General features: G+C 72.5%; 14 protein-coding genes. 8 read left to right on the top strand and 6 right to left on the bottom strand.

What is annotated here, in order from left to right; translation table 11 throughout:
* Positions 1 to 645: 645 nt before the first annotated feature.
* The 5 genes from PINTE_RS13615 (at position 646) to PINTE_RS13595 (ending at position 8,198) form a co-directional block, all read left to right on the top strand.
* Positions 646 to 1,638, top strand: a complete 993-nt coding sequence (locus PINTE_RS13615) for an ABC transporter permease (RefSeq protein ID WP_068431637.1) — start codon at positions 646 to 648, stop codon at positions 1,636 to 1,638.
* Positions 1,638 to 2,771, top strand: a complete 1,134-nt coding sequence (locus PINTE_RS13610; RefSeq protein ID WP_245642946.1) for an ABC transporter permease — start codon at positions 1,638 to 1,640, stop codon at positions 2,769 to 2,771. The genes PINTE_RS13615 and PINTE_RS13610 overlap by 1 nt, the downstream gene beginning before the upstream one ends.
* Positions 2,768 to 4,876, top strand: coding sequence for an ATP-binding cassette domain-containing protein (locus tag PINTE_RS13605; protein ID WP_068431634.1), 2,109 nt, complete (start codon positions 2,768 to 2,770; stop codon positions 4,874 to 4,876). Before PINTE_RS13610 ends, PINTE_RS13605 begins: the two co-directional genes overlap by 4 nt.
* A gap of 174 nt (positions 4,877 to 5,050) precedes the next feature.
* Positions 5,051 to 6,811 (top strand): ABC transporter family substrate-binding protein, encoded by a 1,761-nt coding sequence (locus PINTE_RS13600; RefSeq protein WP_157087250.1) that lies wholly within the window; start codon positions 5,051 to 5,053, stop codon positions 6,809 to 6,811.
* Between the two features lie 208 nt (positions 6,812 to 7,019).
* Complete coding sequence (locus tag PINTE_RS13595; protein WP_068431628.1) at positions 7,020 to 8,198, top strand: VWA domain-containing protein; 1,179 nt, start codon at positions 7,020 to 7,022, stop codon at positions 8,196 to 8,198.
* A gap of 80 nt (positions 8,199 to 8,278) precedes the next feature.
* On the opposite strand, the gene PINTE_RS13590 is transcribed toward PINTE_RS13595, so the two are convergent.
* Positions 8,279 to 9,064, bottom strand: coding sequence for an aldo/keto reductase (locus PINTE_RS13590; RefSeq protein WP_068431643.1), 786 nt, complete (start codon positions 9,062 to 9,064; stop codon positions 8,279 to 8,281).
* Positions 9,065 to 9,362: 298 nt separating this feature from the next.
* Here PINTE_RS13590 and PINTE_RS13585 point away from each other — a divergent pair, with 298 nt between their 5' ends.
* Complete coding sequence (locus PINTE_RS13585; RefSeq protein WP_068431625.1) at positions 9,363 to 11,216, top strand: acetyl/propionyl/methylcrotonyl-CoA carboxylase subunit alpha; 1,854 nt, start codon at positions 9,363 to 9,365, stop codon at positions 11,214 to 11,216.
* Between the two features lie 140 nt (positions 11,217 to 11,356).
* On the opposite strand, the gene PINTE_RS13580 is transcribed toward PINTE_RS13585, so the two are convergent.
* Both PINTE_RS13580 and PINTE_RS13575 read right to left on the bottom strand, forming a co-directional pair.
* Positions 11,357 to 11,758: an antitoxin gene (locus PINTE_RS13580; protein ID WP_068431622.1), complete on the bottom strand. Its 402-nt coding sequence runs from the start codon at positions 11,756 to 11,758 to the stop codon at positions 11,357 to 11,359.
* A 59-nt stretch (positions 11,759 to 11,817) separates the two neighbouring features.
* Entirely contained in the window at positions 11,818 to 13,242 is a 1,425-nt protein-coding gene (locus PINTE_RS13575; protein WP_084343592.1) for an NAD(P)H-quinone dehydrogenase, read from the bottom strand.
* A gap of 532 nt (positions 13,243 to 13,774) precedes the next feature.
* On the opposite strand from PINTE_RS13575, the gene PINTE_RS13570 reads away from it, so the two are divergent.
* Positions 13,775 to 14,104: a hypothetical protein gene (locus PINTE_RS13570; protein ID WP_157087249.1), complete on the top strand. Its 330-nt coding sequence runs from the start codon at positions 13,775 to 13,777 to the stop codon at positions 14,102 to 14,104.
* A 61-nt stretch (positions 14,105 to 14,165) separates the two neighbouring features.
* Here the strand turns inward: PINTE_RS13570 and PINTE_RS13565 are convergent, their stop codons facing one another.
* The 3 genes from PINTE_RS13565 to PINTE_RS13555 all read right to left on the bottom strand — a co-directional run bounded on the left by PINTE_RS13565 (position 14,166) and on the right by PINTE_RS13555 (position 18,376).
* Positions 14,166 to 15,362, bottom strand: a complete 1,197-nt coding sequence (locus PINTE_RS13565) for an amidohydrolase (RefSeq protein WP_068431613.1) — start codon at positions 15,360 to 15,362, stop codon at positions 14,166 to 14,168.
* Between the two features lie 146 nt (positions 15,363 to 15,508).
* Positions 15,509 to 17,098: an acyl-CoA mutase large subunit family protein gene (locus PINTE_RS13560; protein WP_068431610.1), complete on the bottom strand. Its 1,590-nt coding sequence runs from the start codon at positions 17,096 to 17,098 to the stop codon at positions 15,509 to 15,511.
* Between the two features lie 87 nt (positions 17,099 to 17,185).
* The gene (locus tag PINTE_RS13555) at positions 17,186 to 18,376 is read right to left on the bottom strand and encodes a mannose-1-phosphate guanylyltransferase (RefSeq protein ID WP_084343591.1); all 1,191 of its coding nucleotides are present in this window, start codon (positions 18,374 to 18,376) and stop codon (positions 17,186 to 17,188) included.
* Between the two features lie 153 nt (positions 18,377 to 18,529).
* Here PINTE_RS13555 and PINTE_RS13550 point away from each other — a divergent pair, with 153 nt between their 5' ends.
* Entirely contained in the window at positions 18,530 to 19,783 is a 1,254-nt protein-coding gene (locus tag PINTE_RS13550; protein WP_505803664.1) for a glycosyltransferase family 4 protein, read from the top strand.
* The last annotated feature ends 285 nt before the right edge of the window (positions 19,784 to 20,068 follow it).

Below are 20,068 nucleotides of genomic sequence, written 5' to 3'. Positions count from 1 at the left end.
AACCGGGTCAGAATCCAAAGGAACGACATCAACCAAACAAACAATCGGCATCAATCGTCATGGCACGCTGTTGAGTTCTCAAGAATCGGATGCGCACGCTGTCTGCGAAGTTTTTTTCGCTTCCCTCGTGGCGTCTTCGACTTTAGGTCTTCGCCTTTGTCGGAGTCAAATCCGGGCCGTTCGCGCCTTGCTCGCCACAGATCTGTGCGGGCAATGCCTGCGATCGATCTCGAATCCAGGCTCCAAGGCCCGACTTCAGGTCGATTGCTCCAATCCCAACACACCGACGAATCGACACCTGACGACATACACGCGCACACGACTGACCGACCACGTTGTGTGGCCTGCTCGTCTCGTACGGGTCTGTCGCTCCCAGGTCGCCTACTCGCCTGATCGGCGGGGCTCGGGGCAACTCGAAATAAGTTACGCGCCTGCGCAGGGCATGTCAACTCCGGGGGCGAGGGGCGCGTCGCCCGGCGGGGCGGCGTCTGCCGGGCAGCCCGAAGCCGGCGGCGGATGCGACCCTCAGCGTACGGCCTCGCACGCCTCGAAGGGCGTTGCCGCTCTTCGGTGTTAGCTTCTGCGGCAAGGCGATTGGCGACCTTCAGGGATGGCCGACGCCGCTGTCGACGGCGGGAGGTGCGAGTGCTCGGGTATCTGCTGCGCCGCACCGGCGGATACGCGGTGATGACGGCCGTCGCGACGTCCATCGCCTACCTCGCGGCGGTGACGTTCCTGCGTCCGGAGTCCCGGTTGCTGCAGGCATCCCCGCGCCCCACCGAGGAGGACGTGCGGATCCGGCTCGCCGGCTACGGACTCGATCCCGCTGCCTCCGCGCTCGAGCGGTACCGGCAGTGGCTCGAGGGCGTGCTGTTGCGCTGGGACTGGGGACGGAGCCCGAACGGGAGCCCGATCGCCGCGGAGTTCCTCGATCGCGCCGCCGTCTCCGGGCGGCTGCTGCTGCTCGCCACCGTGCTGCAGATCGCCCTCGGCGTGGCCCTGGGCGTCTACACCGCGGCGCGCCAACACCGCCTGCCGGACCGGACCGTGACGTGGCTGAGCTACCTGCTCGCGTGCGTGCCCGCCCCCGTCGTCTACCTCTGGGTGCAGATGGCGGGCATCTTCGGCAACGCCGGCGCGGGACGGCGCATCGTGTACGTCAGCGGCATGTCCTCGCCCGTGCCGCCGGAGGGCGTCTGGGCCCGGCTCGCCGACGACGCCGCCCATCTGCTGCTGCCGACCCTCGCCTTGACGCTCGTCGGGTACGGCGGCTACCAGCTGCTGCAACGCGCGGTGCTCCTCGACGAGGTCGACAGCGACTACGTGCGGACCGCCCGGGCCAAGGGGTTGACCCGCGGGCAGGCGATCCGACGGCACGCTCTGCGCACGTCGTTCGTGCCGGTCGCGCAGAACGTGGCCTTCGCGCTGCCGGCGGTGTTCGCCGGTTCGTTCGTCGTCGAGCAGGTCTTCGCGTGGGAGGGCTTGGGCACGTACACGCTGGAGGCCGTCACCCGCACCCAGGACGTCAACGCCACCGTCGCCGCGATCGCGTTCGGGTGCGCGCTGTTCGCGCTCGGCGCGCTGCTCGCCGACGCGTCGGTGGGCCTGCTCGATCCCCGTGTGCGTGGGCGGGCGTGATGGCGCACCCCCCGCCCGGCCGGATCCGCCGACGGGCCGGCACCCGCGGGCCTCGTGACCGGTGGCGCGGCGGGAACACGCTAGGCCATAGCCCCGAGAACCCCGAGACGACCGAGCAGACCGAGCAGACCGAGCAGACCGAGACGCGCGCAGCCCGGGCCGCGCGCGCGACGCCGATGGTGCCGACCGACGCCGCGGGAGGCGCGCATCCACCGCCCGCGCCGGACGGTGTCGCGACCGGGCTGCCCGGCGGCCCCGGGGTCGTGCTGCGCCGGGTGGCGCGCCGACCCGGGGGGCTGCTCGGCGCGGCGCTGCTGCTCGGGGTCGTGGGCTTCGCCGTGCTCGGCCCGCTGCTCAGCCCCTGGGGCGTCGGGCAGCAGGACGTCGCGAACCTCGGCGTCGCCCCCGGCGTCGGCGGCCACCTGCTCGGCACCGACCCGGGCGGCTTCGATCTGCTGGCGATGCTCGCCGAGGGGACCGGGCGTTCGCTGCTCGTCGCCGGTGTCGTCGGGGTGTGCACCCCGGCTCTCGGCGCCGCGTACGGCGCGACGATCGCGCTGTGGGGCGGCCGTCGCGAACGGGTGGGAATGTGGCTGCTCGACATGGCGATTCTGCTGCCGGCGTTCCTGCTCGTCGCGGTCGCGATGAGCGCCGCCGACCAGGCCGCCCGCGACGGGCACTGGGCCGGAGCCGGTTCGGCCTGGACCCTGGCCGTCCTCCTGACGCTCTTCGGCTGGATGCCGCTGGCCCGCGTCGTGCGCGCCCTCACCCGGTCCCTGCGTGAACGCGAATTCGTGCGGGCCGCGAGGTATCTCGGGCTGAGCACGGCGCAGATCGCCCGCCGGCATGTGCTGCCGCATCTCGCGTCGTATCTCGTGCTCGCCGTCGTGCTCGGCACCTCGGCGGCCATCGTCACGGAGACCCTGCTGTCCTACCTCGGCATCGGGGTGCGGCCGCCGGAGGTCTCGCTCGGGCAACTCGTCGGCCGGTCGGCGAGCCAGCTGTACGCCTATCCGTGGCTGTTCTGGGCACCGACCATCGTGCTCGTGTGGATCACGCTGGGCCTGGCCCTGCTCGGCGACGCCCTGCGCGACGCCCTCGACCCGCGCTCGAGCACCGGGCGGCGGGCATGAGCTGCGACGCGCTGGACGTGCGTGACCTGCACGTGTCGTTCCCCGGCGACGACGCCCCGGTGCCGGCCGTGCGCGGCGTCGACCTGCGGATCGCGCCCGGGCGCACGCTCGGCCTCGTCGGCCCCTCCGGCTCCGGCAAGTCGGCGCTCGGCCTGGCCGTCATCGGGCTGCTGTCCGCGCGGGCCCGCGTGACCGGCTCCGTCGTCGTCGGCGGCACCGAGCTGCTCGGTCTCGACGACCTCGCGATGAGCCGGCACCGCGGGCGGGACGTCGCGATGGTCTTCCAGGATCCGCACGGCTCGCTGACTCCCGTGCTGCGCATCGGCGCCCAGGTCGACGAGGCGGTCCGCGCGCACGACGGCGCCCCCGGTGCCGAGCGGCGCGGCGGCCGACGCGCGGTCCGGGCGCGCAGCCTCGACCTGCTGCGCGTGGTCGGCATGGCCGATCCGCGCCGCGTGGCCGACGCCTACCCGCACGAGCTCTCCGGCGGGCAGCGGCAGCGCGTGGCGATCGCGATGGCGATCGCCAACGAACCCGCCCTCGTCATCGCCGACGAACCCACGACCGCCCTCGACGTCACCGTGCAGGCCCACGTGCTGCAGGTGCTCGCGCGCGCGACCCAGGAGGCCGGCTCCGCGCTCCTGCTCATCACCCACGACCTCGGCATCGTCGCGGGGCTCGCCGACGACGTCGCTGTGCTCGACTCCGGGCGGCTCGTCGAGCACGAGACCGTCGACCGGCTCTACCGCAGTCCCGCCCACCCCACGACCGTGCGCCTGCTCGCGGCCGCCGGCGGCACCACGACAGCCGACGCTGATGTCGACCCCGCAGCCGAGAGAGCCGACCCCGTAGCCGACCCTGCAGCCGACCCCGGCGCCACGACCGCGGAGCCCGTTCTCGATGTGCGCGGTCTGCGGGTCGAGTACGAGGAGCGGCGCACCCTGGCCATCCCGGGCCGTCCGAGCCGCTCGGCCACCCGGCTCGGCCGCCGCGCGAGCGCGACCCGGGTCGTCGAGGGGGTCGACCTGCGCGTCGATGCCGGTGAATGCCTCGCGCTCGTCGGCGAATCGGGCAGCGGCAAGACGTCGACACTGCTGCGGATCATGGACGAGCTCACGGGGGTGCGAACGCCCGGGGTGACGATCGAGGGCACCGTCACGATTCGCCCGGGCGGCGCGGGTGGCCCGGACGGCACCAGAAACCGGTCCGCACCCGCCGGGCCCCCGCACCGCCGGAGCCCACACCTGAGCCCACACCGCAGCACGCCCGCGCAGCTGGTCTTTCAGGACGCCTCCGCCGCCCTCGACCCGCGGATGACCGTCGCCCAGCTGATCGCGGAGGCGGTGCGCGCACCCGCCCACACCGCCTCCAGCACCGTCTCCCGAACCAACTCCCGCGCCCCCTCCCGAACCGACGTCGCGGCCCGGGTGCGGACGGCGCTGACGCTGGTCGACCTGCCCGAGTCGCTGCTCGCGCGGTTTCCCTGGCAGCTCTCGGGGGGCCAGCGGCAGCGGGTCGCGATCGCCCGCGCGCTGGCGGCCGACCCCGCGGTGCTGCTGCTCGACGAGCCGGTGTCGGCGCTCGACGTGCTCGTGCAGCGCGAGATCGTGCACCTGCTCGCCGAGCTGCGCACGCGCCTCGGGCTCAGTTACCTCGTCGTCGCCCACGACCTGCAGGTCGTGCGGGACCTGGCCGACCGGGTCGCGGTGATGTACGCCGGCCGGATCGTGGAGACGGGGTCGGTCCGATCGGTGTTCGCGAGCCCGCAGCACCCCTACACGCGGGCGCTGCTCTCCGCGGCCCCGGTGCCGGACCCGGTCGCCGCCCGCGCCCACCGCCCGATCCCGCTCCCGGAGCCGGAGCCGGAACACCAACCGCACCGCCGCCGCGACCGTCAGACGCACCCTGAGCGACACCCTGAGCGCACGGCGGCCGGGTGCCCGGTCGCCGACCGCTGCCCGCTGATCGGTGCTCTCGACCCGGCCGCGGCCGCGCGCTGCCGCTCCACCCGCCCGGAGTTGGTCGGCCACGACCTGGCTCCGCCCGACACCGCGGCGGCCTGTCACCACCTCGAGGCGGCGCGCGACCGTTTCGAGCCCGCCTGACGATGGGCCGGCCAGCCGCTCAACCCGTGGGACGGACCGTTCATCGAAGGACCAAAGGCACTGTGTAAGAAGGTTTCTCGCCACTGTCGGAAACCGCTACCCTCAGTGCGGAGACGGGTCGGGGCAGTCCGGCGACGGACACACGCAGGGGGAGCCGTGAGAGGGACGGGGCACGTGAGCGCGCGGTCGCGCGCGCTGATATTGCTGGTTGTCGCGCTGTTGCTCGTCCTCAGCTCGTGCACCCTGACCTCGCCCGGCCCGGCGTTCGACACCGGCGCCCCGGACGCGGTCGGCTCGACCGGCGCCGCGACCGGGGGCACGGCGAACGCGCGGGAGGTCTCGTCGCTGGACGGACGGCGGCTGACACCCCGTGAAGAACTGGCGGACGGTGGGTCCTTGACACTGCCGCTCGACAACTTTCCCGCGCGCTGGAACCTCCTGCACGACGACGGGGCGACCACCGACGCGGGCCTCATCCTCAGCGCCACCGACCCCGTGCTGTACGACTACGACCCGCAGGGCACGATCACCCCGCGACCCGAGTTTCTCACCGCGATGCCCGCGCTGACCCGGCGCGTCGGGCGCGACGTGGTCACCTACGACCTCAACCCGCGGGCCGCCTGGAACGACGGCACCCCGATCGACTACCGGGCGTTCCGCGCCGTCTGGCAGGTCAGCCGCGAGGGCGTCCGCCGCGGCGGCTACCGGCCCGTCTCCTCCGCCGGCTACGAGGACATCGAGTCGATCGAGGCCGGCGCGAACCCCCACCAGGTGGTGGTCACCTTTCGCGCCGGCCGCAGCTTCCACCCCGTGACGGACCTCTTCGTCACCCTCCTTCACCCCGCCGCCGCCTCGGTCGCGACGTTCAACGACGGCTTCAGCGGCGACGCCTTCCACCCCGAATGGCGCGCCGGCCCGTTCACGCTGAAGTCGCTGGACACGACGGCGAAGACGATCACCCTCGAGCGAAACCCGCATTGGTGGGGCCGCACACCGCGGCTGTCCCAGATCAGCTTCCGGCACATGACCGACTCGGCCTCCCTGCCCGCGTTCACCAACGGCGAGATCGACGCCACCCGAATCGACACCCGCGCCCGGTACGCGCAGGTGCAGCAGGCGCCCGACCTCGACGTCCGCGCGAGCCGGCGGCTGCAGACGACCGTGCTGGGGTTCAACACCGATGATCCGACGCTCTCCGACACCGCGGTGCGCAAGGCCCTGTGGCAGGCCATCGACCGCGAGCAGTGGAACCGGGTGCGCTACGAGGGGATGAACTGGACCGAGGGCGCGGTCAACTCGCTGGTGTACTTCCCGTTCCAACCGCAGTCGCGCGACAACATGCCGGTGACGCACGATCCCGCCGCGGCCCGCGCCACCCTCGAGGCCGCCGGGTACACCCGCGGCTCGGACGGCGTCTTCGCGCGGGACGGACGCCGGGTCAGCGTGCGGTACACCGGGTTCGGCGACGACCCGATGGGCAACGCCCTCGCGGAGACGCTGCGCACCCAGGCCGCCGCCGCCGGGATCGAAGTGCAAGTCACGATCCTGCCGGCGACCGAGGTCGAACAGGTCACCCGCAGCCGCGGCTTCGGGATCCTCATCATGAGCCTGGCCGCGAACAGCCCGTCGCCGGTGAGCGCCGTGTGCCAGGCCATGTGCTCGACCCACCCGTTCAACATCACCGGAGCCGGGTCGGCCGCCCTCGACGCCCGCATCCGCGGCCTCGGCTCGATCGCCGACCCGGACGCCCAGGCCGAGCAGATCAACGCCGTGGAGAAGGACTGGCTGACGTTGTACGGGCTCATGCCGCTGGCCAACGGCCCCGACATCTGGGCCTACCACCGCGGGCTGGCCAACCTCGGCCCCGCCGCGTTCGCCTCGATCCACCCGCACTGGGAGGACGTGGGCTGGACGATCGAGAGCGGTCGCGGCTGAGTCGTCCCGCGCTCCGGTGGCGCTCCCGTGAGGCTCTGGTCGCGCTCGGGTCGCGCTCCGGTGGCGCTCCGGAGTGCCGAAAAGCCCGCGACACGCCCACCACACGCTTGCACCCGACTGAGTTCTGCCCTAGACACGAGGCTGATCCCCGTGTGCCCGTGAGCAGTTCGGCGGACCGTTCGACACGGGCTCAGCACTGGAGGCGAGGATGAAGACGAGTTGGCGGCCCCTGGGCATCCTGCTGCTCGTCGTCGCCCTGCTGTGGTTCATCAGCGGGCCCCTGCGCACCACCGGCTCGGCCGACACCGGCACACCCCGCTGGGGTGGCGCGAGCCCGCCGCCGACCCTCTCCCCCGGCACCTCGCCCACCCGCACTCCGGCTCCCACCGCCACTCGCGACGCGACCTCCGACACCGGGTCGCAGGCCCGCGGCGCGACCGACTCCGACGGTGGGTTGTTCGACGTGGTCGACCGCGCCCGCCAGCGCTTGGAGGACGCCCGCGGTGACGCCCCCCGGGAGTCCGCCGTGGGCGCGGCCGCGGCCGGTTCGCGCGAGCGCGCCTCGACCCCACCGGCCACCCGATCGTCGCCGGCTCCGACGCAGAACCGGGAACGCACCCCGGCGGCCGGCGCCGACGCGCCCGCCGACAAGCTCATGCGCGTCCTCGACGCGAGCGGGTCGATGGCCCGCCGCGACGATGCGGGGCGCACCTCGATGCAGAACGCCCAGAAGGCGATGTCGTCGGCGCTGGAGTCGGTGGCGTCGGGCACGCCGGTCGGGCTGCGGGTGTTCGGCTCTCGGGTCGACGGCCACGGCAAGCCGACGCCGCAGGCGTGCCGCGACACCCGGCTCGTGCGGCCGCTGGAGCCGCTGGACCACCAGCAGATGTCGAGCGCCATCCACTCCTTCGCACCGCTCGGCGAAACCCCCATCGCGCGCTCGCTCGACGCGGCCGTCGACGACCTCGGAACCGGGGGGAAACGGGCGATCCTGCTGGTCACCGACGGGGAGGAGTCGTGCGACCCCGACCCCTGCCGAGCGGTCGCCGACGCCCGTGCCGCGGGCGTCGACGTGCGGGTCGGGATCGTCGGGTTGCGCGTCGACGACCGCGCCCGCAACCAGTTGCGCTGCATCGCCGACACCAGCAACGGCTTCTACACCGAGGCGGGCAGCGACCGCGACCTCGGCTCCGCCCTGCAGACCGCCCTCGACCGGCTGCGCGATGAGACCGAACCGCGCCGCGACGCGGGCGCGAATTCGTCGGCTGTGCGCGCGAACACCCAGACGGCGTCGGCGAACTCCTCAGGCTTCAGCCTCGGCACCGAATCGGCCGCGGCGGCGATCCTGTTCCTGCTGTTGCTGGCGTTCGTCACCCGCAAACGCTGAGACGACCGGCACGATCCCGTCGCCGCCCTGGCCACGAGGCCTCATCACGACCTCGAAGCTCGACGCTGGGACGGGAGGGCTCAGCCCATCGTCTCCGGGTCCGGGCCGGTGCGCTCGTCGCGGTTGAGGGCGTCGATGGCCGCCATCTGCTCCGGCTCCAGCTCGATGTCGAAGACGTCGAAGTTCTCGGCGATGCGGGCGGGGGTGGCCGACTTGGGGATGACGACGTTGCCGTGCTGCAGGTGCCAGGCGATGACGACCTGAGCCGGGGTGCGGCCCACGTCGGCGGCGATGCCCGCGACGACCGGGTCGGCCAGCAACTCGCCCCCGCGAGCCAGTGGGCCCCACGCCTCCGTGGCGATGCCGTGCTGGGCGTGGAAGGCCCGCAGCGGCTCCTGCGTGAGGTAGGGGTGCAGCTCGACCTGGTTGATGGCGGGCGCCTCGCCCGTCTCGTCGATGAGCCGTTGCAGGTGCGCGACGGTGAAGTTGCTGACGCCGGCCACCCGGATCCGCCCCACTTCCCGGAGCCGGAGCAGCGCGCGCCACCGGTCGACGTAGGTGTCGGCCGCCGGGCAGGGCCAGTGGATGAGGAACAGGTCGACGACCTGCTGGCCCAGCCGCTGCGCCGACTCCTCGAACGACGCCAGGGTCTGCTCGTACCCCTGGCGGTCGTTCCACGCCTTGGTGGTCAGGAAGATCTGCTCCCGCGGGATCTCCGACTCGCTCAGGGCCCGCCCGACCGCCTCCTCGTTGCCGTAGAAGCTCGCGGTGTCGATGGCCCGGTAGCCGGTGCGCAGGGCGGTCGCCACAGCCGCGCGGCACGCCTCGTCGTCCATCTTGAACACACCGAACCCCAGTTGCGGCATCGGCACGCAGCGCGTGCCCGCGGGGAGCAGCGCCACCGGCTGATCGGTGTTGCCGGTGTTGGCTGGGCTGCCAGGGATCGTCTCGATCGGGTTCGGGGGTGCTCCCGGGGCGCTCTGGGGCGCTCGGCTCGGACCGTTCGCAGGAAGGGCTGCCATGCGCACGACCCTAGCCGAGCAGTAACGAAAAGGTAACGACGCATCCCTGATCGAACCGGTTCGCGGCGATGCGGCACACACCACTCGGCGGTGTTTCCGGGTCGCCTCTCATGGGCTGATACCGCGCGCTAGAGTCCGCAACATGGCGACCATTTCCTCTGTCCTCATCGCGAATCGCGGCGAGATCGCCGTTCGCGTGGCCCGTGCGTGCGCCGACGAGGGGGTACGGTCCATCGCTGTCTACGCCGAGCCCGATCGGGATGCCCTGCACGTCAAGGTCGCTGACGAGGCGCACTTCCTCGGCGGGTCCACCCCCGCCGACAGCTACCTCGATCAGGAGAAGTTGCTCAAGGTTGCCAAGGAGGCGGGCGCAGACGCCGTGCACCCCGGCTACGGCTTCCTCTCCGAGAACGCGAGCTTCGCCCAGGCCGTCATCGACGCCGGGCTCATCTGGGTCGGTCCCCCGCCGGAGGCCATCGACGGCCTCGGCGACAAGGTCAAGGCCCGGCACATCGCCACCCGCGCCGACGCTCCGCTCGTGCCCGGCACCAAGGACCCGGTGGCCGACTCCGACGAGGTCGTCGCGTTCGCGGAGGAACACGGCCTGCCGGTGGCCATCAAGGCCGCCTACGGCGGTGGCGGACGCGGACTGAAGGTGGCCCGCACCAAGGAGGAGATCCCCGAGCTGTACGACTCGGCCGTGCGCGAGGCCGTCGGCGCCTTCGGTCGCGGCGAGTGCTTCGTCGAGCGCTACCTCGACAGGCCGCGCCACGTCGAGACCCAGTGCCTGGCCGACTCCCACGGCAACGTCGTCGTCGTGTCCACCCGCGACTGCTCGCTCCAGCGTCGCCACCAGAAGCTCGTCGAGGAGGCGCCCGCGCCGTTCCTGTCCGACGAGCAGAACGCCGAATTGGTGCGCGCCAGCAAGGCGATCATGAAGGAGGCCGGCTACGTCGGAGCCGGCACGTGCGAATTCCTCGTCGCCGACGACGGCACGATCAGCTTCCTCGAGGTGAACACCCGGCTGCAGGTCGAGCACCCCGTCACCGAAGAGGTCACCGGCATCGACCTCGTGCGCGAGCAGCTGCGCATCGCCGCCGGCGAAGAGCTCGGCTACGACGACCCGGTCGTGCGCGGGCACAGCATCGAGTTCCGCATCAACGGTGAAGACCCGGGCCGCGGCTTCCTGCCCGCCCCGGGCAGCGTGCTGCGCTACGACACCCCCTCCGGCCCCGGCGTGCGGCTGGACTCCGGCGTCGTCGCCGGCGACGTGATCTCCGGCGCGTTCGACTCCATGCTCGCCAAGCTCATCGTCACCGGGGCGTCGCGGCAACAGGCCCTGGAGCGGTCCCGGCGGGCGCTGGCCGAGTTCGTCGTCGAGGGCATGCCGACGGCGCTGAGCTTCCACCGCGTGGTCGTGCAGGACCCGGCGTTCGCTCCGGCGGACCCGAACGAGCCGTTCACCGTGCACACCCGCTGGATCGAGACCGACTTCGACGCCGACATCGAGCCGTACTCGGGCCCGACCGCCGACACCCCGGAGGCCGAGGAACGCCGCAGCGTGGTCGTCGAGGTGGGCGGTAAGCGCCTGGAGGTCTCCCTGCCGGCGGAGATGGCCTTCGCCGGTGGCGGAGGCGGGGCCAAGCGCAAGAAGAGCAAGCGCGCGGCCGCCGCCGGTGGCCACGGCGGCGCCACGACCGACTCCCTCACCGCCCCGATGCAGGGCACGATCGTCAAGGTGGCGGTCGAGGAGGGCTCCACGGTCTCCGAGGGCGACCTCATCGTCGTGCTCGAGGCCATGAAGATGGAGCAGCCGATCACGGCCCACCGCAGCGGCGTCATCGCCGACCTCAAGGCCGCCGTCGGTGAGACCGTCACCAGCGGCACCGTGCTGGCCACGATCAAGGACCCGGAGGGCGGCAGCCTCGACGAGCCCAGCGAGTACGGCGCCGACGACTTCGAGAGCAGCTTCGTCTCCGGCGGCGACGTGTTCTGAGCACCGCCACACCCGGCCACACCCGACGAACGGCCCGCCCACCCTCGCGGTGGACGGGCCGTTCGGCGCGCCATGACCAGTCGTGACCGGGCCAGTCGTGACCGGGCCAGTCGTGACCGGGCCAGTCGTACCCGGCTCGGTCAGACGCCGGTGCCGGTGCCGCCGGTGCCGCCCGGGGAGCCGGTGGAGCCGGAACCTGGCTGTCGGGGGACGGTCCCGGTGTCGCCGGGGCGGGTCCCGCGGGTGAGGTCGTCGATCGGGGCCGGGGTGTCGATCGGCTCCGGGGCGTCGACGGGCTGCGTCGAGACGGGGTCGGTGCGCTCCTGGCGGCCGGCCTCCTCGCGGTAGGCGTCCCGGGTCTCCCCGGGCACCCCGAGCGCCTTGTCGATGCCGTCCCGGCCCTTGGTGAGCTTGTCGGCGTACTTGCCCTTGGTCTTGGAGTTGATGAGCCCCTCGACCTTGTCGAGGCCGCCGCGCACCGCGTCGGGGTTGTCCCGCACCGCGCGCTTGGCCTTGTTGAACATTCCGGACAGGTTGACCATGCGGTCTCTCCTCGAATCGTCGGGTTCGCGGGGTGTTCGCGGATCGTCGTCGGGGCGCCTCAGACCTGAGCGTCGTGCAGGCGGCGGGCAGCCTCGGCGATCGATCCCGACAACGACGGATAGACGGTGATCGTGCCGGCCACCTGGTCGACCGTGAGCCGCTGCTGCACGGCGAGCGCGATCGGGAAGATGAGTTCGCTGGCCCGGGGCGCCACGACCACGCCCCCGACGACGACGTTGCTGCCGTTGCGGGCGAACAGCTTGACGAAGCCTTCGCGAATGTTGTCCATCTTGGCGCGGGGGTTCGTGCCCAGTTGCATCGTCAGCGTCCGCACGTCCTCGGCGTCGGCCGTCGCCTGGCTGATGCCGACCGTGGCGATCTCGGGGTCGGTGAAGATGTTCGCGCTGATGCCCTGCGTCGACAGCGGGTGCACGGTGTCGCCGAGCGCGTGCGCGACCGCGATGCGGCCCTGGGAGGCGGCCACGGACGCCAGCGGGAGCACACCGGTGCAGTCGCCGGCCGCGTAGACGCCGCGCACGCTCGTGCGCGAGACCCGGTCGACGGTGATGTGCCCGTTCGGGCCGGTCTCGATCCCGGTCTCCTCCAGCCCCAGGTCGCGCGTCTGCGGCACCGAGCCGACCGCGAGCAGCGCGTGGCTCCCCTCGACCTCGCGGCCGTCCTCGAGGCGCACGACGACCCCGTCTCCGCGGCGCTCGACCCCGGCCGCCCGCGACCGGCTCAGCACCTCCATGCCGCGGTCGCGGAAGACGCCCTCGATCACCTCGGCGGCGTCCGGGTCCTCGCCCGGCAGCACGCGTTCGCGCGAGGACACGAGCACGACGTTGCTGCCCAGATGCAGGTACGCCTGGGCGAATTCGGCGCCGGTGACACCGGATCCGACGACGATGAGGCGCTTCGGCACCTCCCGCAGGGTCCACACCTGCTGCCAGGTGAGGATGCGTTCGCCATCGGGCCGGGCGCTGGGCAGCTCGCGCGGGGAGGCGCCGGTGGCGAGCAGGACCATGTCGGCCTCGAGGCGCTGCGTGCCGTCGGCGCCGGCGACCTCGACGGTCGACGCGTCGACCATGCGGCCGCGCCCCCGCAGCACCCGCACCCCGGCGCGCTCGAGCCCGCCCTGAATGTCGCGGCTCTGCGCCTTCGCCAGGTCCATGATGCGGTCGTTGACGCGCCCGAGGTCGACCACGGAGACGAGTTGGTCGACCGCCGCCTGCTCCGACGAGGGCTCCCGGCCCCGGCGGGAGTCGTGCACCCCGAGCCGCGCGGCCCCCGCCGCGAGCCGACCCAGGTAGTCGCCGGTGGCGACGAGGGCCTTGCTCGGCACGCAGTCGGTGAGCACCGCCGCGCCGCCCGTGCCCTCGTTCTCCACGAGGTTCACGGTGGCGCCTAACGACGCTGCCACCAAGGCCGCCTCGTATCCACCGGGGCCGCCGCCGACGATCACCACACTGTTCTGAGCGCTCACGGGGTCAGTCTCCCAGAGTGGCCGCACGCCAGGGGGGCTCCGGAATCCTCCGATGGGCAGGCGGGGGTTGAGTAGCCCTACTCACGACAGCTCGGGACGAACCGGGCAGGATCAAAACCGGAGGGGGAGCTCGTCGCACCCGAGCGTCGAGCAGACGGCGAGGCCGCCGCGTGGTCGGGGGAGGAGATCACGCGGCGGCCGAGCTGCCCGGCTGTGCGATCCGACGGGTCGTGGGGTCGCGCGTTTCGCAGGGGGCAACGCGCGATCGCGAACAGGAGGACCGGTGTCGTCGTCGCGGCACCGGTCCTTCGCGCGATCCTGCGCGGTGAGCCGGAGCGACCCTGCGTCGCGCGAAGCGGGCGCCGTGGTGCTGCGCATCCCGCTGCCAGGCTCCACCGAGCGATTGCGGCCCCGGGAGACGACCGTCGCGCCCCGCCCACGAACCCTGGGGGCCAGCCGAGGTGGCAAAATGAGTGTCCGCACGGGGCGTGTCTGCTCGTGCCTACTCGACCAGTCAGCAGACGGAGACGACGTGAGCACAGCCATCCACACCGTGGCCTCTGTGACCGACGGCCCCTTCGACACCGACTCCACCGCCAGCTGCGACTCCGACTCCCTGTCGGCTTCGATCGAGGAGGACTCGATCGAAGCCTCGGCCCAGGCGATGCTGCGCGAGGCGCTGCTCCTGCTGCCGCGATCGGCGCTGGAGCCGGTTCTGCTCGCCTCGTGTCCTTGGTACCGGCGGCTGCCCGCGGCCGCCGCGCGCGCGTGCCTGGCCGACGTCGACACCGCCCGCCGCGACGGTGATCTGACCGCGGCCCTGCGCGACTGGCGGGCCCGGGCCGAGCCGTTCCAGCGCTGAGACTGAGGGTCTGCCCGCGCACGACCGGACGCCGTTGGCGTAGCGCCCGTCTGCGCGACGGTCAGCGACCGACGGGCTCCAGCCCCGCGGCGCGGGCGCAGTCGAACGCGGCCCACGGGATCGCGGTGAACAGCCGAGCCGCGACCACGACGGCTCCCTCGTCGACGACGAGATCGCCGCGGTGCAGGTCGTAGGTGATGCCGCCCGGAGACCGTGTCCCGACCCGCACGAGGCCACCCTCGCGGCCCTGCAGGAGCCAGGCGAAGTCCTCACCGCCCATGGACTGCTCGGTGTCGTGCACGGCCTGCGGGCCGAGGGACGCGTGCGCCGCGGCCCGCAGCGTCTCGGCCCCCAGCGGGGTGTTGACGACCGGCGGCACCCCTCGGGTGTGCCTCAGCTCGGCCTGCACCCGGTATGGCAGCGCGATCGCGGCCACGAGCTCCTCGAGGAGGGGCGCGACACCCTCCCAGGCCGCGGCGTCCATCATGCGTAAGGTGCCGCGGGCCTCCCCGACGTCGGGGATGACATTCGGCACCGCGCCGGAGTGCACCGAGCCCCAGACGAGGGCGGCGACGCTGCGCGGGTCGAGCCGGCGGGTCAAGGCCGCCGGCAGGTCGGTGATGACCTTCGCCAGGGCGTAGGTGACGTCTTCCGTCAGGTGCGGGCGGGAGGTGTGCCCGCCGGAGCCGCGCACGATGACCCGCACCTCGTCGCTCGCCGCGGTGATCGGGCCCTGCCGCACCCCGACGCTGCCCAGGTCGCGGTGCGGGTCGCAGTGCACGGCGAAGACCGAGTCGACACCGTCCATGACGCCGAGGTCGAGCATCGCCCGCGCACCGCCGGGCATGGTCTCCTCGGCGGGCTGGAAGATGACGCGAACCGCCACCCCCGCCTCCGCGAGCGCCCGCCGGTGCCCGTGCAAGGCGAGGGCCGCGCCGAGCAGCGCGGTGGCGTGCACGTCGTGGCCGCACGCGTGACACACCCCGTCGACGCGCGAGGCGAAGGGCAGGCCGGTGCGCTCGGTGAGCGGCAGGGCGTCGATGTCGGCCCGCAGTCCGACCCGGTAGCGGGGCGCCTGCGCGCCGACCTCGGCGACGACACCGGTGGGTTCGAGCAGCTCCGCCGCCAGCCCCCCGGCCCGCAACCGGTCCGCGAGCAGCGCGCTCGTGCGGGTCTCCTGGAAGGCGAGTTCGGGGTTGGCGTGCAGGTCGCGACGGATCTGCAACAGGTCGGCAGCCATCCGCTCCACGGATGCCATGAGGGGGGCCTTGGCCGACTGGACTGTCACAACCACCTGAGTCTACGCGGGGCCCACGCCGCTGCAGACGTCACGTGCCGGACGTGACGCGAACGTCACGTCCGGCACGCGGTGCTGCCAGCGGCCCGTCGGGCCGGTGAGCCGGATCAGAAGGCGTCCGGCGGGGAGTACATGCCCCACACGTCGCGCAGGGCGTTGCTGACCTCGCCACCGGTGGCGTGGGCGGCCAGCGCCTCCTTCATCGGGTACAGGATGTTGTCGGACCCCTGGGCCGCAGCCCGGACGCCGTCGAGGGCCCGGTTCACCGCGTCGTTGTCGCGGTCGGCGCGCAGCCGCTCCAGACGCGCGTGCTGCTCGGCCTCGATCGCCGGGTCGACGCGCAGGGGCTCGTAGGGCTCCTCCTCATCGATCTGGAACTTGTTGAGGCCGACGACGATCCGCTCACCGGAGTCGGTCTTGAGCTGCTGCTCGTAGGCGGAGCGCTCGATTTCCTGCTTCTGGAAACCCTGCTCGATGGCCGAGACCGCGCCGCCCTTGTCCTCGACGGCCTGCATGAGCTCCTCGATCTGCTGCTCCAGATCATTGGTCAGCGACTCGACGACGTAGGAGCCGGCGAACGGGTCGACGGTCTTGCAGACGTCCGTCTCGTACGCGATGACCTGCTGGGTGCGCAGCGCGAGCCGGGCGGCCTTCTGCGTCGGCAGCGCGATCGCCTCGTCGAAGGAGTTCGTGTGCAGCGACTGCGTGCCGCCGAGCACGGCGCCCAGGCCCTGCAGGGAGACGCGGATGAGGTTGACCTCCGGCTGCTGGGCGGTCAGCTGCACGCCCGCGGTCTGCGTGTGGAACCGCAGCATCTGGCTCTTGGGGTTCTTCGCCCCGAACTCATCACGCATCATCTTCGCCCAGATGCGGCGGGCCGCCCGGAACTTGGCGACCTCCTCGAGCAGCGTCGTGCGGGCGACGAAGAAGAACGACAGGCGCGGCGCGAACGAGTCGACGTCGAGCCCGGCGGCGTGCGCGGCCCGCACGTACTCCTTGGCGTTCGCCAGCGTGAACGCGACCTCCTGCGCGGGCGTCGCGCCCGCCTCCGCCATGTGGTACCCGGAGATCGAGATCGTGTTCCAGCGCGGAATGTGCTGACTGCAGTAGGCGAAGATGTCGCTGATGAGGCGCAGCGACTCCTTCGGCGGGTAGATGTACGTGCCGCGGGCGATGTACTCCTTGAGCACGTCGTTCTGGATGGTGCCCGTCAGCTTGTCGGCCGTGGCGCCCTGCTCGGCAGCGACGAGTTCGTACATGAGCAGCAGCGTGGAGGCGGGGGCGTTGATCGTCATCGACGTGCTGACCTTGTCCAGCGGAAGCTGGTCGAAGAGCACCCGCATGTCGTCGATCGAGTCGATGGCGACGCCGACCTTGCCGACCTCACCGCTGGCGAGGGGGGCGTCGGAGTCGTACCCCATCTGCGTCGGCAGGTCGAAGGCCACCGACAGACCGCCGGTGCCGGCGGCAACCAGCTGGCGATAGCGCTCGTTGGACTCCTTGGCCGTGCCGAAGCCGGCGTACTGGCGCATCGTCCACGGGCGACCGGTGTACATCGTCGGGTACACGCCTCGGGTGAACGGGAATTTACCCGGCTCCCCGAGTTTCTGAGACGGGTCGAAGCCGTCGAGGGAGGCCGCCGTGTAGACCGGCTCCATGGGCAGGTTTGACTCAGTGCGAGCCGTCGTAGCAGGCATGAGGTCACCCTAACGAGTCAGGGGGTCGCGGCGGGGTGACATTGGTCCCCGGAAGCAGCGCAGACGCCCGCGGTGATCACCTGATGATCACGTGAGGTCGGTGCGCTCCTGCGCCTTGAGGGCGTCGACGATCCGCTTCACCTGCTGGGCCTTGTCGCGGGTCGTCACGAGCAGCGCGTCGGGGGTGTCGACGACGACGACATTGTCGATGCCGAGCACCGCGACGAGCCGGCCCGACTGCGCGGCGACGAGCCCGCCGGCGTCCACGCCGAGCACCTGCGCGGCGTCACCGAGCACCGCCAGGCTGCCGTCGCCCTGCCCGTCGATCTGCCCGTCGATCTGCCCGTGGATCTGCCCGTGACCCAGGTGCGCGTCGGGAGGCAGCAGGTCGGTCAGGGAGTCGAAGTCACCGACGTCGTCCCAGGGGAAGTCACCGCGGACGACGGCCACCCGTCCGTCGGCCGCCGCGGGTTCGGCGACCGCGTGGTCGATGGCGATCTTCGTCAACTCGCTCCACCGCGGGGCGAGGCTGTGCGGGTCGGCCGCGATCTCGCGCAGCGACTGCGCCAGCTGCGGGTGATAGTTGGCCAGCACGTCCAGCAGGACCTTCGCCTTGACGACGAACATGCCTGCATTCCAGCGGTATTCGCCGGTCTCCAGATAGCTTCGGGCGGTCCGCTCGTCGGGCTTCTCGACGAACGCCTGCACGCGGTAACCGTGCGGCGCCCCCGCCACGCCGAGCTGTTGGCCCTCATGGATGTAGCCGAAGCCGGTCGAGGGGTGGGTGGGCCGGATCCCGATCGTCACGACGTCGCCGGTGCGCGCGAGCGCCACCGCCTCGCGCACCGCGGCGCGGAAGTCGTCCTCGGCCCCGACGATGTGGTCGGCGGCGAACGAGCCGATGACCGCCTCCGGGTTCTCGCGCTCGACGACGGCTGCGGCCCAGCCGATGGCCGCCATCGAGTCACGCGGACTCGGTTCCGCGAGCAACTTGCAGTCGATGAGCTGCGGCAGCTGGGCGCTCACCGCCTCCTGATGCACGGCGCCGGTGACGACGACGAGCCGCGGCCCGCACAGCGGGGCGAGCCGGGCGGCCGTCGCCTGCAGCAGCGAGCGGCCGCGCCCGGTGAGGTCGTGCAGGAACTTCGGCGACGAGGCGCGCGACAGCGGCCACAACCGCGTCCCGGCTCCCCCGGCGGGGATCACGGCCCAGAAGTCGTCGACGGATTCATCTGCGGTAGTAGCGTTCTGCGCATCGATAGGGTCGGTGCTGGTCACCCGACCACGCTAACCGACGGCGCCCCGGCAGCCGCCCGGGTGATGTCGACAGCGGTCTTCACACATCCCGCGTCCGCCCGCCATCGTTGTTGCGGGGCAGGCCGGTTCGCCTCCCGGTCACCGAGTCGTCAGGAGCCGGTCACGGTGGCGTCGATGGGTGCTACCGCACGGACGCACGACGACTACCGGCTCGACATGCGACCCGCACCCCATCGTCGTCTCCTCGTCATTCGTGCAGGCCACGGTGATGGCGTGCGCGTCGCGATCGTCACCGAGTCGTTCCTGCCCTCCCTCAACGGCGTCACCACCAGCGTGTGCCGGGTGGTCGAGGAGTTGTCCGCGCGAGGCCACGAGGCCCTCGTCATCGCGCCCTCGCCCGCCCCGGCCAGCTACCGCGACATGCCCGTGCGCAGTGTGGCGAGCATCCCCGTCCGGCAGTTCCAGGTCGGCCTCCCGAGCGGTGAGATCGAAGCGCTCCTCGCGGAGTTCGGCGCCGACGTCGTGCATGCCGCATCACCGTTCGTGCTCGGCGCGCGGGGGTTGGTCGCCGGACGAGCACTCGGGATGCCGACGGTGGCGATCTACCAGACCGACATGGCCGGCTACGCCTATCAGCACTCCTGCGGGGCCGGTCGCGGCGCCGCCCGGGCGGCGGCGGCCGCGACCTGGCGCTACCTGCGCTGGGTGCACGCGCACGCCGACCTCACCCTGGCCCCCTCCCGCAGCGCCTGCGACGACCTGAGCGCCGCCGGGGTCGGCGCGGTCCAGCGCTGGGGCCGCGGCGTCGACACCCGGTTGCACCACCCGGGCTGGCGCGACGACGCCGGCACTCGCGCGCTGCGTCGCGGGCTGGCTCCGCGCGGCGAGACGATCATCGGGTACGTCGGCCGCATCGCCCCCGAGAAGGAGCTCGAGCGGCTCCGCGCGATCCAGGACCTTCCCGGCACCCGACTCGTCGTCGTCGGAGACGGCCCGGCCCGCGCCGACGCCGCTCGCGCCCTGCCCCGGGCCGTCTTCCTCGGGTCCCGCGAGGGCGACGATCTGGCCCGCGCGTACGCCTGCCTCGACGTGTTCGTGCACACCGGCACCCGCGAGACGTTCGGCCAGACCATCCAGGAGGCCGCCGCGACCGCGCTACCGGTCGTGGCCCCCGACCGCGGTGGCCCCCGAGACCTCGTCGAGCACGGTGTCACCGGCCTGCTCTTCGCTCCCGACGACCCGCGCGACCTGCGCCGACAGGTGGAGTCGCTGACGGTGCGGCCGGACTCCTGGCAGCGCCGCGCCCTGCTCGGCGAGACAGCCTTGGAGCGTGTCCAGGGCCGCTCGTGGGGCCGGCTCGTCGACACGCTCATCGGCCACTACGAGGCCGTGTGCTCCGGGAAACGCCTGGCCACGCGGTTATCCTGAGGCGACGTCGGCACCAGGCGAACCTGTCGACCCAGGCGACCGGCCCCTCCTCGGCGGTCGTTCGGCGGGCGCGGCGGGAACCCGTGCGGGCCATCCGCATCGAGGGGCACCCGGTGTGGAGTCGCTCGGGGCCGCCTGACCCACCCGAGGCCGATCAGGGAGAGGGATAGCGCGTGCGCGAGGCCGACCAGCACCGCCGCGACGCCGCGGCACTCCGCTCGGCCTGCTCGGCACGCGCGCTGCGTCGGCTCGGCGCGCTGGCGCTCGCCGCCGGGCTCACCGGCT

It is taken from the genome of Piscicoccus intestinalis NBRC 104926 (assembly GCF_001515525.1).
In the GTDB taxonomy this organism is placed as follows: Bacteria; Actinomycetota; Actinomycetes; order Actinomycetales; family Dermatophilaceae; genus Kineosphaera; species Kineosphaera intestinalis.
The sequence above is the reverse complement of the archived record's forward strand: the minus strand, read 5'-3'. Positions and strand labels throughout refer to the sequence as shown.

Excerpts from the sequence above, each read along its gene's own strand:
- PINTE_RS13585 (WP_068431625.1), top strand. The coding sequence starts at position 9,363 with ATGGCGACCATTTCCTCTGTCCTCATCGCGAATCGCGGCGAGATCGCC.
- PINTE_RS13565 (WP_068431613.1), bottom strand. The coding sequence starts at position 15,362 with ATGGCATCCGTGGAGCGGATGGCTGCCGACCTGTTGCAGATCCGTCGC.
- PINTE_RS13560 (WP_068431610.1), bottom strand. The coding sequence starts at position 17,098 with ATGCCTGCTACGACGGCTCGCACTGAGTCAAACCTGCCCATGGAGCCG.
- PINTE_RS13590 (WP_068431643.1), bottom strand. The coding sequence starts at position 9,064 with ATGCCGCAACTGGGGTTCGGTGTGTTCAAGATGGACGACGAGGCGTGC.
- PINTE_RS13595 (WP_068431628.1), top strand. The coding sequence starts at position 7,020 with ATGAAGACGAGTTGGCGGCCCCTGGGCATCCTGCTGCTCGTCGTCGCC.
- PINTE_RS13550 (WP_505803664.1), top strand. The coding sequence starts at position 18,530 with ATGGGTGCTACCGCACGGACGCACGACGACTACCGGCTCGACATGCGA.
- PINTE_RS13605 (WP_068431634.1), top strand. The coding sequence starts at position 2,768 with ATGAGCTGCGACGCGCTGGACGTGCGTGACCTGCACGTGTCGTTCCCC.
- PINTE_RS13610 (WP_245642946.1), top strand. The coding sequence starts at position 1,638 with ATGGCGCACCCCCCGCCCGGCCGGATCCGCCGACGGGCCGGCACCCGC.
- PINTE_RS13580 (WP_068431622.1), bottom strand. The coding sequence starts at position 11,758 with ATGGTCAACCTGTCCGGAATGTTCAACAAGGCCAAGCGCGCGGTGCGG.